At 69.3% G+C, this 15,898-nt stretch carries 11 protein-coding genes; 7 read left to right on the forward strand and 4 right to left on the reverse strand.

Annotated features, from left to right (window positions below):
- Positions 1–8: 8 nt before the first annotated feature.
- Complete coding sequence (locus ACZ7M3_RS41850) at positions 9–827, reverse strand: hypothetical protein (RefSeq protein WP_472070777.1); 819 nt, start codon at positions 825–827, stop codon at positions 9–11.
- 337 nt (positions 828–1,164) lie between these two features.
- On the opposite strand from ACZ7M3_RS41850, the gene ACZ7M3_RS41855 reads away from it, so the two are divergent.
- The 5 genes from ACZ7M3_RS41855 to cseC all read left to right on the forward strand — a co-directional run bounded on the left by ACZ7M3_RS41855 (position 1,165) and on the right by cseC (position 5,933).
- A complete protein-coding gene (locus tag ACZ7M3_RS41855) occupies positions 1,165–2,088 on the forward strand; it encodes an HhH-GPD family protein (RefSeq protein ID WP_308435076.1) in 924 nt (307 codons plus the stop codon).
- 270 nt (positions 2,089–2,358) lie between these two features.
- The gene (locus ACZ7M3_RS41860; protein WP_060898668.1) at positions 2,359–2,898 is read left to right on the forward strand and encodes a SigE family RNA polymerase sigma factor; all 540 of its coding nucleotides are present in this window, start codon (positions 2,359–2,361) and stop codon (positions 2,896–2,898) included.
- Positions 2,886–3,539 carry a hypothetical protein gene (locus ACZ7M3_RS41865; RefSeq protein ID WP_388401854.1) on the forward strand — a complete coding sequence of 218 codons (654 nt, stop codon included), beginning with the start codon at positions 2,886–2,888 and terminating at the stop codon, positions 3,537–3,539. Before ACZ7M3_RS41860 ends, ACZ7M3_RS41865 begins: the two co-directional genes overlap by 13 nt.
- A 19-nt stretch (positions 3,540–3,558) precedes the next feature.
- Entirely contained in the window at positions 3,559–4,263 is a 705-nt protein-coding gene (gene cseB / locus ACZ7M3_RS41870; protein WP_099942703.1) for a two-component system response regulator CseB, read from the forward strand.
- 344 nt (positions 4,264–4,607) lie between these two features.
- Positions 4,608–5,933, forward strand: a complete 1,326-nt coding sequence (gene cseC, locus ACZ7M3_RS41875; protein ID WP_472070780.1) for a two-component system sensor histidine kinase CseC — start codon at positions 4,608–4,610, stop codon at positions 5,931–5,933.
- A gap of 473 nt (positions 5,934–6,406) precedes the next feature.
- On the opposite strand, the gene ACZ7M3_RS41880 is transcribed toward cseC, so the two are convergent.
- The gene (locus tag ACZ7M3_RS41880) at positions 6,407–7,999 is read right to left on the reverse strand and encodes an MDR family MFS transporter (protein ID WP_472070782.1); all 1,593 of its coding nucleotides are present in this window, start codon (positions 7,997–7,999) and stop codon (positions 6,407–6,409) included.
- A gap of 150 nt (positions 8,000–8,149) precedes the next feature.
- Between ACZ7M3_RS41880 and ACZ7M3_RS41885 the strand changes: the two genes are divergently transcribed.
- A complete protein-coding gene (locus ACZ7M3_RS41885) occupies positions 8,150–8,761 on the forward strand; it encodes a TetR/AcrR family transcriptional regulator (protein WP_054237513.1) in 612 nt (203 codons plus the stop codon).
- Here the strand turns inward: ACZ7M3_RS41885 and ACZ7M3_RS41890 are convergent.
- The gene (locus ACZ7M3_RS41890; protein WP_472070784.1) at positions 8,758–9,348 is read right to left on the reverse strand and encodes a M23 family metallopeptidase; all 591 of its coding nucleotides are present in this window, start codon (positions 9,346–9,348) and stop codon (positions 8,758–8,760) included. The genes ACZ7M3_RS41885 and ACZ7M3_RS41890 overlap by 4 nt on opposite strands.
- Positions 9,349–9,841: 493 nt before the next feature.
- Here ACZ7M3_RS41890 and ACZ7M3_RS41895 point away from each other — a divergent pair, with 493 nt between their 5' ends.
- Positions 9,842–12,982, forward strand: coding sequence for an NACHT domain-containing protein (locus ACZ7M3_RS41895; RefSeq protein WP_472070786.1), 3,141 nt, complete (start codon positions 9,842–9,844; stop codon positions 12,980–12,982).
- A gap of 76 nt (positions 12,983–13,058) precedes the next feature.
- Here ACZ7M3_RS41895 and ACZ7M3_RS41900 read toward each other — a convergent pair whose 3' ends face one another.
- Positions 13,059–15,584 (reverse strand): ATP-dependent Clp protease ATP-binding subunit, encoded by a 2,526-nt coding sequence (locus tag ACZ7M3_RS41900; RefSeq protein ID WP_054237510.1) that lies wholly within the window; start codon positions 15,582–15,584, stop codon positions 13,059–13,061.
- Between the last annotated feature and the right edge of the window lie 314 nt (positions 15,585–15,898).

Here is a 15,898-nt window from a genome sequence, read left to right on the forward strand (position 1 = left end):
TCCCGCGCTCAGTCCTGGGACAGCACGAACGACGTCGTCGCCTTCGCCAGGCCCGGCGCCTTCGCCTCCACCAGATAGGTGCCCGCGGTCGCCGAACCCGCCGGAGGTGTGGCGCACTGGGCGGCGCTCGCCGTGCGGTCCCAGTCGACCGTGTAGGTCACCTGGTCGCCGGCCGGAACGCGGAAGAAGAGACTGGCCGCGTCCTTGGGGCAGTCGCTCGATGACCAGAAGCTCTTGTCGCCGCCGGCCTGAGTGATCGTCAGGACCGCGCTCTTCGGGCCGAGATCGACCTTGCAGTCACCGGCGGAGGAGTTCTTTGCGATCAGCTCGATCGAGGGCTTGTCGCCGGGGGCGTACGCGTTGTGCACGCTGCGCAGGGTCAACTTGACGGCGCCCGCGGTGCAGTTGGGGAGAGTGGAGCCGGCCGGGACCTGATCCCCGGAGCTGGTGCCACCGCTGGAACCACCGTCCGAGCCACCGCCGTCCGCGCTGCCGGTCCCGCCGGACCCGTCCCCACTGCCACTACCGCTGCCGCTGCCACTGCTGTCGCCGCTTGCCGTGCCGGCACTCGTACCGGGGCTGGACTCGTCGCGGCCGCCCGGGTGTTGGCTGATCGCGGGTCCGGAACCGGAGGGGCCCGGCGTGATCGTCTGTACGGGGTTCTTCCCGTTGGACCCGTCCGCGTTCTTCTTGCCGCCCCCGCCGCCACTGCTGACCACCCAGGCGATCAGCAGCGCCAACAGCGCTACCAGGGACAGCAGAACGGCCCTCCGACGCCAGTAGATGGTGGAGGGAAGTGGCCCGACCGGATTGCGCATAGATCCCACGGCGCAAACTGTACGAGAGATCCACGCCGGCGCTCGCCCCACCCGCCGCCCTGAGCGCCAACTTTTCCTGATCATCATTCCGGCACACCGGCCGAGTTGCCCCCACACCACCCCTTCCCGTCCTCCAGGGGCTGCCGCGCACAGCCCCCTCCGGCCGACCGGAGCGCCCCTTCAAGGACGCGGGGCTATGACATTGGGCGGTCCGCCGCGTGGGCACGACCAGTCCTCACCGCCCCGCGGGCGAAGGGGCCCGTGGGGGCCGGGGCGAAAAGCCACTCCTCCGCGCCTCGGAGGAAACCGCGTAGTCCCACCCCCGCATGGCAGGATCGGAACCGCCATGACTGCACCCACCATGCCCACACCCAGCCCCCAGCCCGACGCCCCCGGCAAGACCCTGCACGAACCGGTGATCACCTGGTTCGACGAGCACGCCCGCGACCTCCCCTGGCGCCGCCCCGACGCCGGCCCCTGGGGCGTGATGGTCAGTGAGTTCATGTTGCAGCAGACCCCGGTGAGCCGTGTCCTGCCCGTGTACGAGCAGTGGGTCGCCCGCTGGCCCCGCCCCGCCGACCTGGCCAAGGAGGCTCCGGGCGAAGCCGTCCGCGCCTGGGGCCGGCTCGGCTACCCCCGCCGTGCGCTCCGGCTGCACGGCGCCGCGGTCGCCATAACGGAACGGCACGGCGGCGACGTACCCACGGAGCACGCTCAGCTGCTCGCGCTGCCCGGTATCGGGGAGTACACGGCCGCCGCCGTCGCCTCGTTCGCGTACGGGCAGCGGCATGCCGTGCTGGACACGAATGTCCGAAGGGTGTTCGCACGGGCCGTCAGCGGTGTGCAGTACCCGCCGAACGCCACCACCGCCGCCGAGCGCAAGCTCGCCCGTGCCCTCCTGCCCGAGAACGAGGGCACCGCCTCCCACTGGGCCGCCGCCTCCATGGAGCTCGGCGCACTCATCTGCACGGCCAAGAACGAGGCCTGCCACCGCTGCCCCATCGCCGCGCAGTGCGCCTGGCGGCTGGCGGGCAAGCCGGCGCACGACGGCCCGCCGCGGCGCGGCCAGACGTACGCGGGTACGGACCGCCAGGTGCGCGGCAAGCTCCTCGCCGTACTGAGGGAGGCCGTCGAGGGCCCGGTCCCGCAGTCCGTACTCGATCGCGTGTGGGACGAGCCCGTGCAGCGGGCCCGTGCCCTCGACGGACTCGTCGCCGACGGACTCGTGGAGCCGCTCCCGGGTGGTTTGTATCGGCTGCCCTTGACCTAGCCACCGCCCCCAGGACACCGGTCACACCCGCAAAACCACCCCAACCGGGACTTGTAACCACACCGCCCTACCCACCTCATACATCCGTTACACAACCGACGTACAGCCGAGCGCTCACCGAAGGCTGCCTCGGACAACCCCGTGACAACGCCTCCGTAGCTTCATTTCCGTACCGCGCACACAGCAGAACGACAGCGGGACACAGGAAACGGACAACCGGCAGCAGGCGCGAGCCAGGCACGTCGGAAACGGGGATGGAGGCGGTTGATCATGGCGCACGGCGAGGTGCTCGAATTCGAGGAGTACGTCCGCACTCGGCAGGACGCGCTGCTGCGCAGTGCCCGTCGCCTGGTCCCCGACCCCGTCGACGCCCAGGACCTCCTGCAGACCGCGCTCGTACGGACGTACGGCCGCTGGGACGGCATCGCGGACAAGCGGCTCGCGGACGCCTATCTGCGCCGCGTGATGATCAATACGCGGACCGAGTGGTGGCGGGCGCGGAAACTCGAAGAGGTGCCCACCGAGCAGCTCCCTGACGCCTGCGTCGACGACTCGACCGAGCAGCACGCGGACCGGGCGCTCCTTATGGACATCATGAAGGTTCTCGCTCCCAAGCAACGCAGCGTCGTGGTGCTGCGACACTGGGAGCAGATGTCCACGGAGGAGACGGCCGCCGCCCTCGGCATGTCGGCCGGAACGGTCAAGAGCACGCTGCACCGGGCGCTCGCCCGGCTCCGCGAGGAGCTGGAGAGCCGCGACCTGGACGCACGCGCGCTCGAACGTGAGGAGCGGGAGCGTTGCGCGGCCTAGGAACTCGGGCCAGGCAGGTCCTGAAGGCGGGGAGCGCGGTGACGGCCGCGCTCGCCGCCATCGGCCTTTTCCTGACCGCCTGCGCCACGGGCGGCACGGGCGCCCGCGACGAGGGCCCGGCGAGCAGTGAGGCGGTGGCGAAGGGGGCGGCCCCGAGCCCCGCGACCTCCGCCCCCCCGTCCAGGACGCCCAAGCGGGTGGACGCGGTCAAGCTCGTCAAAGACGACCCGGAGGTCAGCGAGTCGGTCAAGAGCGCGCTGACGAAACCGTGCGTCGCCGACGAGTACCCGGTCGACGTGTCGTACGGGGATCTGACCGGAGGAACCACCGACGACGTCGTGGTCAACGTCATGACCTGCGGGGATGCCGTGGGGATCGGCTCGTATGTCTACCGCGAGGAAAGCGGCAGGTACGAAAATGTCTTCAAGACCGAGGAGCCGCCGGTCTACGCGGAGATAGACCGGGGCGACCTGGTGATCACCCAGCAGTTGTACAAGAAGGGCGATCCGGTGGAGTACCCCTCCAGCGAAGAAGTGATCACCTACGGGTGGACCGCGACCCGCTTCACCGAGAGGTCCCGGACGCACAACGACTACGGCAACGCGGTGGGCGGCGTCGACACGCCCGCTCCCGCGAACTGAGCGCAGACGGAGCAGCCGGATGGCAGAGCAGACCCACGTCCTGTTCGTCGAGGACGACGACGTCATCCGCGAGGCCACGCAGCTCGCTCTCGAGCGCGACGGCTTCGCGGTGACAGCCATGCCCGACGGGCTGTCGGGCCTGGAGGCGTTCCGCGCCGACCGTCCCGACATCGCCCTGCTGGACGTGATGGTCCCCGGACTCGACGGTGTCTCGCTGTGCCGCCGCATCCGTGACGAGTCCACCGTCCCCGTGATCATGCTGTCCGCGCGTGCCGACTCGATCGACGTCGTACTGGGCCTGGAGGCGGGCGCCGACGACTATGTGACCAAGCCCTTCGACGGGGCCGTGCTGGTGGCCCGGATCCGCGCCGTGCTGCGCCGTTTCGGACACGCGAGCGGTCCGAACGGAACCCCCGAAGAGGCCTCGTCCGTCGACGGCGGGGTGCTCTCCTTCGGTGACCTGGAGATCGACACCGAGGGCATGGAGGTGCTCAGGGGTGGTACGCCGGTGGCCCTGACGCCCACCGAGATGCGGCTGCTGCTGGAGTTCTCCTCAGCGCCGGGTACGGTGCTGAGCCGCGACAAGCTGCTCGAACGCGTGTGGGACTACGGCTGGGGTGGGGACACCCGTGTCGTCGACGTCCACGTACAGCGGCTGCGGACGAAGATCGGCCAGGACCGGATCGAGACGGTCCGTGGCTTCGGCTACAAGTTGAAGGCCTGAGCAGGGGTATGCGGGGGATATTTCGGCGCCGGACTCCGGCGGGCGGCGACGGCCCGACCGGCCGCAACAGACCGGCCGACGGGGGTGGCGGGCGCGGCCCGGTCAACGGGTACGGCTCGTCCGACGGGCACGGGCCCGTCAACGGGTACGGCTCGTCCGACGGGTACGGCTCGGTGACGGGGAACAGTCCGGTGATCGGGAGCGGTCCGGTGACCGGGAGCGGTCGGACCGGCTGGAACACACCTGCCGATGGCCGGGGTACACCCGTCGGCCGGGGCACACCCGTTCGTCGCGGGACGCCCGTCGGTCGGGGTCCGGCTGCCCGACGCGGCGCGCCTGTGGGCATGCGCATGGCGGCCGCCGCCGGGAACTCCGGCATTCGCACGGGTATCCGGTGGAAGCTCAGCGCGGCGATCGCCATGGTCGGCGCGCTGGTCGCGGTCGCGCTCAGCCTCGTCGTGCACAACGCGGCGCGCGTCTCGATGCTGGACAACTCGCGCGACCTGGCGGACGAGCGCATCACGGTCGCCGAGCGCATGTACGAGTCCGGGCGGACCCAGGCCTTCGGGGTCAAGGTCGACGACCCGGCCATCCCGAAGGACCTGCTGGCGAAGGTCATGCAGGGCCGGCGGGCCACCTTTGTGGCCGACCGTCCGAACGGGGTCCCGGACATCTGGGCGGCCGTCCCCCTCAAGGACGGCCGCGTCCTCTCGCTCCACACCGGTTTCACGGACCGCAACACCGACGTCATGAAGGACCTCGACCAGGCGCTGATCATCGGCTCGATCGCGGTCGTCTTCGGCGGCAGCGCGCTCGGCGTGCTGATCGGCGGCCAGCTGTCGCGCCGGCTGCGCAAGGCCGCCGCCGCGGCGAACCAGGTCGCCAAGGGGGAGACCGACGTACGGGTACGGGAAGCGATCGGCGGGGTCGTACGGGACGAGACCGACGACCTCGCGCGCGCGGTGGACGCCATGGCGGACGCGCTCCAGCAGCGCATCGAGGCCGAGCGCCGGGTGACCGCCGACATCGCCCACGAACTGCGCACGCCGGTGACCGGTCTGCTGACGGCGGCGGAGCTCCTTCCGCCCGGCCGCCCCACGGAACTCGTCCGCGACCGGGCCCAGGCGATGCGGACCCTCGTCGAGGACGTCCTCGAAGTGGCGCGGCTGGACGGCGCCTCCGAGCGGGCCGAACTCCAGGACATCCTGCTCGGCGAGTTCGTGTCGCGGCGGGTGGCCGCCAAGGACGCGGACGTCGACGTACGCGTGATCCACGAGTCGGAGGTCACGACGGATCCGCGTCGCCTGGAGCGCGTGCTGTTCAACCTGCTGGCCAACGCGGCGCGGCACGGCAAGCCGCCGATCGAGGTCTCGGTCGAGGGCCGGGTCATCCGGGTCCGTGACCACGGTCCCGGCTTCCCCGAGGAGCTTCTCGCCGAGGGACCCAGCCGGTTCCGCACCGGCAGCAGCGACCGCTCGGGCCACGGGCATGGCCTCGGCCTCACCATCGCGGCCGGTCAGGCCCGGGTGCTCGGTGCCCGGCTGACCTTCCGCAACGTCCGGCCCGCGGGAGCCCCGGAGCACGTGCCTGCGGAGGGTGCGGTCGCGGTGCTGTGGCTGCCGGAACATGCGCCGACGAACACCGGCAGCTATCCGATGCTGCTGACCTGATGCCGGTGTGCAAGTACCGGTTGCTGTTGCCGTAGTTGTCACCGTCGGCCGGGCCCGGCTCGACCCGTTCCCCCGATTCGTTCGGCTGCGGGCCGGCGGGGGCTGGGCGCGCAGTTCCCCGCGCCCCTAAAAACCTCGCCTCGCCCGGCGCCGCGAACACAAGGCCGAACACCGACCGCATCACTCAGCCCATCCGGCACTTGAAAACGAGCCCGAAGACCGACACCCCACCCACCCCGACCCGCTCCATTCAGCCCGTCCGGCGTTTGAGGACGAGGCCGTTCAGGCCGATGCGGGGGGCCGGGGGCGGAGCCCCCGGGGATGGGACGGGTAGGGGCGGCGGGGGCGAGGAGGCTCGGGGGGAGCCAAGGGCGTACAGGAGAAGACCCCCGGGGCGGACACTCCGGGGGTCTTCGAATCAAGCGGGGTTGGATCGGGTGAAATCGGGTCGGGTGATGTCGGGTCGGGCGACGTCAGACGGTCTCGACGACGGTCGGCTTCGGCGCCGAGTCGTTCACCGCACCCTCGGCCGAACCCTCCGGCGCCCCCGCGCCCGCCCCCCGCAGCGGAACCTCCTTCACGAACAACGCAGCCACCAGCGCCCCCAACGACACCACCGCACCCAGCAGGAACGCGGAGTGCGTTCCGGAGGACACCGCGTACTGGTACGCCTCCCGCGCCGCCGCCGGCAACTTGGCCAGGCTCGCCGCGTCCAGCTGCGCCGACTGCTCGGTGACCTTGGACCCCAGCGACCCGGCCCGCTCGCTCATCACGTCCTGGACCCGCTGATTGAACAGGGCACCCATGATCGCGACGCCGAAGGACGAGCCGAGCGTACGGAAGAGGGTGGTGGACGAGGACGCGACGCCCATGTCCTTCATCTCGACGCTGTTCTGCGCGACCAGCATGGTGATCTGCATCAGGCAGCCCATACCGAGGCCGAGCACGGCCATGTACAGCCCGGAGGTGAACCGGGTCGTACCGGTGTCCATCTGAGCGAGCAGGAACAGGCCGACCGCCATGAGGACGCCGCCGACGATCGGGAAGGCCTTGTAGCGCCCGGTGCCGGTGGTGACCCGACCGGCGACCATCGAGGTCACCAGCATCGCGCCGAGCATCGGCAGCAGGAGCAGCCCGGAGTTGGTCGCGGACGCGCCCTGCACGGACTGCTGGTACAGCGGCAGGAAGAGCGTGGCGCCGAACATCACGAAGCCGGTGATGAAGCCGATGATCGACATCAGCGTGAAGTTGCGGCTGCGGAAGATGTGCAGCGGCATGATCGGCGCGGCGGCCTTGGTCTGCACGAAGACGAAGCCGACCAGCGCGGCGACACCGATGCCGATGAGCTCCATGATCCTGGCCGAGCCCCAGGCGTACTCGCTGCCGCCCCAGGTGGTGACCAGCACGATGGACGAGATACCGAGGGCCAGCAGTCCGGCACCGAGGTAGTCGATCTTCGCCTGGACGCGCTTCTTCGGCAGGTGCAGGACGGCACTGATGGCGAGGAGCGCGACGATGCCGAGCGGCAGGTTGATGTAGAAGGACCAGCGCCAGCCCCAGTGGTCGGTGATGGTGCCGCCGATGAGCGGTCCGCCGATCATGGCGAGCGCCATGATGCCGGCCATCATGCCCTGGTACTTGCCGCGCTCCCGCGGCGGAATCAGGTCACCGATGATCGCCATGACGCCGACCATCAGACCACCGGCGCCCAGGCCCTGAACGGCACGGAAGCCGATGAGCTGCCCCATGTCCTGGGCCATACCGCTGAGCGCGGAGCCGACCAGGAAGATCACGATCGAGGTCATGAAGGCGCCCTTGCGCCCATACATGTCGCCGAGCTTGCCCCAGATGGGGGTGGAGGCGGCGGTCGCGAGGGTGTACGCGGTGACGACCCATGACAGGTGCTGGAGGCCGCCCAGCTCGCCCACGATCGTCGGCATCGCCGTGCCCACGATCATGTTGTCGAGCATGGCCAGCATCATTGTGATCATGAGCGCGAGCAGCACGACGCGTACGCTGCGCGGTTGTTTCTCGGTCTCTATGACCGCTTCCTTGTTGTCCGCCACGGTTCCACTCCCCTGGGTACTTACTTGCCGCCCGGCAAGTTGACTACACTGAGGGAAGTTAGACCGGTAACTAGCCGGGCGTCAAGTAAGTTTTCCTGGATTTGCCAGTCGGACGACGCGTACGTTTCAAGGAGTGCGAGGAGTACAGGGATGGGCGGCGACACCATGGACGGCACCAAGCGACAGCGCCGCGGGGACACCCGCCAGCGCATCCAGGACGTCGCCCTCGAACTCTTCTCCGAGCACGGCTACGAGAAGACCTCGCTGCGCGAGATCGCCGAGCACCTCGACGTCACGAAGGCGGCGCTCTACTACCACTTCAAGACCAAGGAAGACATCCTCATCAGTCTCTTCCAGGACCTGTCCAGGCCCATGGACGAGCTGATCGAGTGGGCGCGGCAGCAGCCTCGCACGCTGGAGACGAAGCAGGAGATCCTGCGCCGCTACAGCAACGCGCTCGCCGACGCGGCCCCGCTCTTCCGCTTCATGCAGGAGAACCAGGCGGCCGTCCGCGAGCTGCGCACGGGCGAGGACTTCAAGGACCGCATGATCCGGATGGTCGGCCTGCTCAAGGAGCCGGACGCCGATCTGACGGATCAGGTGCGCTGCATCAGCGCGCTGTTCTCGATGCACGCCGGGATGTTCTTGCTCAAGGACGTCGAAGGCGACCCCGAGGAGAAGCGCAAGGCTGTCCTCGAGGTCGCGATCGACTTGGTGACGCAGGCGCACGGCGGCGCCGTCGTCACCCCTGAAGCGTCTTAGACGGTCACGCCCTGGCCGCGCAGGAAGGCCACCGGGTTGACCGCGGAACCGTAGTTCGGGGTCGTGCGGATCTCGAAGTGCAGGTGCGGGCCGGTGGAGTTGCCGGTGCTGCCGGAGAGCGCGATGTGCTGGCCGGTCGCGACGACCTGCCCGATCCGCACGTCTATCCGGGACAGGTGGGCGTACTGCGAGTAGGTCCCGTTGCCATGCTTGATGACGACGGCGTTGCCGTACGCGGGACCGTCACCGGCGCCGTTGCCGCCGGTCTTGACGACGGTGCCGCCGTGCGCGGCGACGACCTCGGTGCCGGTGGGCACGGCGAAGTCCTGGCCGGAGTGGTTGTGCTGCCACAGGTTGCCGGCCTGGTTGAAGCCCGCGGAGAGCGTGTACTTCTTCACCGGGTCGACCCAGGAGGCGGTCGCCTTGGTGGCGACCGTCTTCACGGCGGCCTGCGGGGCCGCCTCGGTGGCGGCGGCCGCGACCCCGGCGCCCAGTACGGCCGTGGCACCCACGCCGACGGCCAGGACGGCCGCCCTGGAGCGGAGCAGGGACATACGGGAGTGGCGGGACGTGACGCGCTTCGACATGCGGAACCTCGTGGGAACGGAGACGGGGGTCAGGTCCACCCGGCGGACAGGTTGTCGCCGAGTGGGCCATCCCTTGGTAACCCGAGTCCTGGCCGTCCCACAAAGTCCCCATCTACGACGCCAGGTCGTAGTTCACCCTAAAATTTCCAGCTTCTTGACAGACGCCCCACCCCGTATCGAATACGCCCGATTTTTCAGAGTAGAGACGTTTAACCCCACATACGGGCGTTGCGTTCCGGCGCGATACGGCCCCCACCGCACCGCCGACCACGACACCGCACACCCCACGGGGGTTGTGCACCGTTACGTCCGTTTTGCCCTTCCCTCGCTGTCTACTACACGCCCTAGTAAGGGAAAAATCGCCTGTGCGTCATGTCACCGCGAGGGCGTGTCACAAGGCTGTGCGGGGCCCTCGATCCCGACCGCACTCCCCACCTGCGACAGGCCCTAATGTGGTCTGCGCAGCCATCACCGTGCCGTCCGGGGGAGCGTCATGGAACCAGCAGCCGTAGGTGCCAAACTGGCCTCGAGCGTGGTCGCGCCGCTCGTCAGGAAGCTGTTCGTGGCGGACGGGCCGGGCGCCGGGCTGGTCGAGAAGCCGCTGCGGATCTCCGGGTTCGTCTCCTTCAGGGGAGAGAAGCGGACCCTCGGGGAGAAGGAGCTGGCCAGGCTGGCGGCCGAGCTGGTCGCACGAGCCCTGCGCACCGGGGAGCGCCCGCTGGCCCCCGACGAGGAGCAGGCCGTCGTCCACGCCCTCGCCGACACCCTGCACGCCCTCGGCGACCTCGCCATGACCGACGTACAGGCCGTGGAACTCGGTCACGCGGCGCTCGCCCTGCGGCTGCGCGCCGCGAGCGGCGACCCCGAGCGGGACCTCTCCTTCGACGCGACCCTGTTCTACGAGCGGATCCTGAGCGCGGCCTGCCTGCACATCCTGCACTTCTTCACCCAGCGCTCGGCCTTCGTGGCCCGCACGCTGGTGGAGCAGAGCCGCAGGCAGAGCGAACTCATCGCCAAGGTGGACGAGCTGATCGCACGGACTCCGCCGCCCGGCGGCACGGATCCCGCCTTCGAGCAGCGGTACCTCGCGTACGTCGCGACCAAGCACGGCCGGCTCACCATCTACGGCATCGATCTCGTCAACTCCCCCGAGCGCTGGCCCCTCGACGCCGCCTACCTCAGCCTGCAAGCCGTACGGGCCACCGAGGACGCGGAGGCGACCGGCCCGAGCGGGACACACATCGCGGCCGCCGGCAGCACCCTCGCCGCCGACCAGGCCCTCGCCGCACAGGACCTGGTGCTGCTGCGCGGAGTGGCCGGCTCCGGCAAGACCACCCTCGTGCAGTGGCTGGCCGTGACCGCGGCCCGGGGTGAGCGCGGCGACCGGATCCCGTACGTCCTGCCCCTGCGCACCCTCGTACGCCGCCTCGACGGACTCCCGGCACCCGACGGTTTCCTCGCCGCCGCCCGCGTGCCCTTCCACGCGACCCAGCCGGACGGCTGGAGCGACCGCGTCCTCGCCGCCGGGCGCGGGCTGCTCCTCGTCGACGGCATCGACGAGATCCCCGAGCGCGACCGCGAGCGGACCCGCCGCTGGCTGCGCGAGCTGCTGGACGTCTATCCCGGCAATCAGTGGCTGGTGACCTCCCGCCCCTCGGCCGTCCGCGAGGACTGGCTCACCCCCGACGGCTTCACCGAGCTCGCCCTCACCCCCATGAGCCGCGACGACGTCACCGCCTTCATCCGCCGCTGGCACACGGCGGCCCGGCTCGACGCCCCGGACACCGACCGCCTCGACGGCTACGAACACTCCCTCCTCACCGCCGTCGGCACCAAGCCCGACCTCGGCCGGCTCGCCACCAACCCGCTGATGTGCGGGCTGATCTGCGCGCTGCACCGCGACCGGCGGGGCTATCTGCCGCACGGCCGGCAGGAGCTGTACGACGCCGCCCTGTCCATGCTGCTGTCGCGCCGTGACGAGGAGCGCGACATGTTCGCGCCCGAACGCACCGGCGGCACCCACCTCACGGAACTCCCGCAGGTCCAGCTCCTCCAGCGCCTGGCCTACTGGCTCATCCGCAACAACCAGTCCGAGATGGACCGCGACCGTGCCGAACGCATCGTCGCCGACGTCCTGCCGTCCCTCCCGTCCGCCGCCGCGCAGGGCGACGCCCCGGCGATCCTGCGCCACCTTCTCGTCCGCAGCGGCCTGCTCCGCGAACCCACCCTCGGCACCGTCGAGTTCGTCCACCGCACCTTCCAGGACTACCTGGGCGCGCGGGCGGCGGTGGAGGACGGGGACTTCGGGCTGCTGGTGCGAGGCGCCTTCGACTCCCAGTGGTCGGACGTCATCCGGATGGCGGTCGCCCACGCCCGCCCCCGCGAACGGGCCACCCTCCTGACCGACTTGGCCAAGGCCGCCGAGGAGACGTCCGGAACGGCGGGTACGCGTATACGACTTCTCGCCCTGGCCGCGCTGGAACACGCCACGGAACTCGACCCCCACGTCCGCGCGGCCGTGGAGCGGAACGCCACCTCGCTCATCCCGCCCCGTACGACCGAGGAGGCCCGCACCCTCGCCGACGCGGGCCCGCTCGTCCTGGAACTGCTGCCCGGCCCCGAGGGGCTCACCGACGATCAGGCCAGGGCCGTGGTCATCACCGCGTCACTCATCGGCACGGACGGGGCGCTTCCGGTCCTGTCCCGCTTCCGGTCGCATCCGTCGCTGCCCGTACGGGCCCAACTCACCTGGACGGCCCACCGGTTCGACACCCGGCGCTACACGGCCGACGTCATCGCCCATCTGCCACCGGACGACCTGTACTTCGTCGCGCACAGCGCCGACCAGCTGCGCGCCCTGCGCGACCTCGGCGGCCGCCCCATGCTCCAGGTCGTCGGGGACATCGGCGCGGACGACCTGCGCGAGGGGCTGCTGCCGGACCAGCTGTGTGAACTCGTCGTACGCGACAACCGGATCCTGCGCGACATGACGTTCCTGTCGGACCAGGGTCGGCTCACGCACCTGGACATCAGCGGCAGCAACCCGAGCGTCGACGACCTCACCCCGCTCGCCGAACTGCCCCTGAAATGGCTTTCGGTGGATACCGTGCCAGGACTCGAGAAGCCGGGTGCCCTGACGCCGCTCTCCGCCTCCCGCACTCTACGGATGCTCGACATCGGTTTTCCGCTGCACGGCGACTCCCTCGACGCCGCTCTCCCCCGGGACCTGCCGCTGACGTACCTGCGGCTCACCAGGAACGCCCTCCGATTCACCGGATTGCGCGGCCTGAGTCATATGCACTCGCTGAAGCAGCTGAGTCTGGCCACACTCCCCGAAAACCTCACCCCCGAGGACTTCGAAGAGATCGCCCGGCTTCCCGCTCTACAGGAACTTCGTGTGAACTGGAATGCCGTCGGGTGGAGCGCGGGTCCGGTACTGCCGAACGTGACGAGACTGCGGCTCAACAAGTTCACAGGAAACGAAGACCTCTCGAATGTCCCGGCGCTCTTTCCGGGCCTGCGCAAGGTCACGTTCCATCTCGCCCCGGACGTGACCGACGTACCGGAGCATCTCCTGGCGTTCCTCCCGGACACCGCGGCCGTCACGATCGAGAAAACGGACAGCGTGGTGTGAAAGGCGGTGTGAAAAAAGGGGCTGCCCCGGGACCGAGGTCCCGGGGCAGCCCCTTCGTTCAGGCGAGCGCCGAGCGCTACGCCTCCTTGCTCAGGTTGGGTCCTGCCCCACCCGCGGCCTGCTCGATCGGCGGGACGTCGGGCAGCGCCGACTTCTCCTCACCGCGGAAGGTGAAGGTCTTGGTGTCGCCCTCGCCCTCCGTGTCGACGACCACGATGTGACCGGGACGCAGCTCACCGAAGAGGATCTTCTCCGAGAGCGTGTCCTCGATCTCGCGCTGGATCGTGCGACGCAGCGGCCGCGCGCCCAGGACGGGGTCGTAACCCTTCTTGGACAGCAGTTCCTTGGCGGACTGGGAGAGCTCGATGCCCATGTCCCGGTCCTTGAGGCGCTCGTCCACCTTGCCGACCATCAGGTCGACGATCTTGAGGATGTCCTCCTGCGTCAGCTGCGGGAAGACGACCACGTCGTCGACGCGGTTGAGGAACTCGGGGCGGAAGTGCTGCTTGAGCTCGTCCGACACCTTGTTCTTCATGCGCTCGTAGTTCGACTTCGTGTCACCCGTGGCCGCGAAGCCCAGGTTGAAGCCCTTCGAGATGTCCCGCGTGCCGAGGTTGGTCGTCATGATGATGACCGTGTTCTTGAAGTCCACGACCCGGCCCTGGGAGTCGGTCAGACGACCGTCCTCCAGGATCTGCAGCAGCGAGTTGAAGATGTCCGGGTGGGCCTTCTCGACCTCGTCGAAGAGGACCACCGAGAACGGCTTGCGCCGCACCTTCTCCGTCAGCTGACCGCCCTCTTCGTAGCCCACGTATCCGGGGGGCGAACCGAAGAGACGCGACACCGTGTGCTTCTCGCTGAACTCCGACATGTCGAGGGAGATCAGCGCGTCCTCGTCACCGAAGAGGAACTCGGCGAGGGCCTTGGACAGCTCGGTCTTACCGACACCGGACGGGCCCGCGAAGATGAACGAACCACCCGGACGCTTCGGGTCCTTCAGACCGGCCCGCGTACGACGGATCGCCTTCGAGAGCGCCTTGACGGCGTCCTTCTGACCGATGACCCGCTTGTGGAGCTCGTCCTCCATGCGCAGCAGACGCGAGGACTCCTCCTCCGTCAGCTTGAAGACGGGGATGCCGGTCGCGGTCGCGAGGACCTCGGCGATCAGCTCGCCGTCGACCTCGGCGACGACGTCCATGTCGCCGGCCTTCCACTCCTTCTCGCGCTTGGCCTTCGCCGCCAGCAGCTGCTTCTCCTTGTCGCGGAGAGAGGCCGCCTTCTCGAAGTCCTGGGAGTCGATGGCCGACTCCTTGTCGCGGCGGACGCCCGCGATCTTCTCGTCGAACTCGCGGAGGTCCGGCGGCGCGGTCATCCGGCGGATGCGCATCCGGGAACCGGCCTCGTCGATGAGGTCGATCGCCTTGTCCGGCAGGAAGCGGTCCGAGATGTACCGGTCGGCCAGGGTGGCGGCCTGGACCAGCGCCTCGTCCGTGATGGAGACCCGGTGGTGCGCCTCGTAGCGGTCGCGCAGGCCCTTGAGGATCTCGATCGTGTGGGGGAGGGAAGGCTCCGCCACCTGGATCGGCTGGAAGCGGCGCTCGAGGGCCGCGTCCTTCTCGAGGTGCTTGCGGTACTCGTCCAGAGTCGTCGCACCGATGGTCTGGAGCTCACCGCGCGCCAGCATCGGCTTCAGGATCGACGCCGCGTCGATGGCGCCCTCGGCGGCACCCGCACCCACGAGCGTGTGCAGCTCGTCGATGAACAGGATGATGTCGCCGCGGGTGCGGATCTCCTTGAGGACCTTCTTCAGCCGCTCCTCGAAGTCACCGCGGTAGCGGGAACCGGCGACCAGCGCGCCCAGGTCGAGGGTGTAGAGGTGCTTGTCCTTGAGGGTCTCGGGCACCTCGCCCTTGACGATGGCCTGCGCCAGGCCCTCGACGACGGCGGTCTTGCCGACGCCGGGCTCGCCGATGAGGACCGGGTTGTTCTTGGTCCGGCGGGACAGCACCTGCATGACCCGCTCGATCTCCTTCTCGCGCCCGATGACCGGGTCGAGCTTGGACTCACGAGCGGCCTGGGTGAGGTTCCGGCCGAACTGATCGAGGACCAGGGACGTGGAGGGGGTGCCCTCGGCAGGACCGCCGGCGGTGGCGGTCTCCTTGCCCTGGTAACCGGAGAGCAGCTGGATGACCTGCTGCCGCACCCGGTTGAGGTCTGCGCCCAGCTTGACCAGGACCTGGGCGGCGACGCCCTCGCCCTCTCGGATCAGGCCGAGCAGGATGTGCTCCGTGCCGATGTAGTTGTGGCCCAGCTGAAGGGCCTCGCGGAGCGAGAGCTCCAGGACCTTCTTGGCACGAGGGGTGAAGGGGATGTGCCCGGACGGGGCCTGCTGCCCCTGCCCGATGATCTCCTCCACCTGCTGGCGGACCGCCTCGAGCGAAATCCCGAGGCTCTCCAGGGCCTTAGCGGCGACACCCTCACCCTCGTGGATCAGGCCCAGGAGGATGTGCTCGGTGCCGATGTAGTTGTGGTTGAGCATCCGGGCTTCTTCCTGAGCCAGGACGACAACCCGCCGCGCGCGGTCGGTGAACCTCTCGAACATCGTTAATCGCTCCTCAGAGCGGTCAGGCAGTAAGGGGACGCTCCCCTCCCTGTCCTTCCGCAGCTTAGTCCCGCAAGCGGGGACCGCTCATTCCAACTGCCGACACCGTCCTTGGCCTCCTGACCCCGAACGCCGACATCTGCTCCAACCTGATAGTGCGAGACGATGTTCCCGCAGGCCAGGCAGATACCCTCACCAGCTGTACGCCGATGGCGAACGAGAGATGCCCGAGCCATGCGTGTCGCCCTTCCCACTAGGGATGTCTTACCCGTACGCACTGACACTCCATGCCGCGCGCACCGGTTCCCTCCGCT

The sequence above is a fragment of the Streptomyces sp. NPDC111656 genome (genome assembly GCF_055656965.1).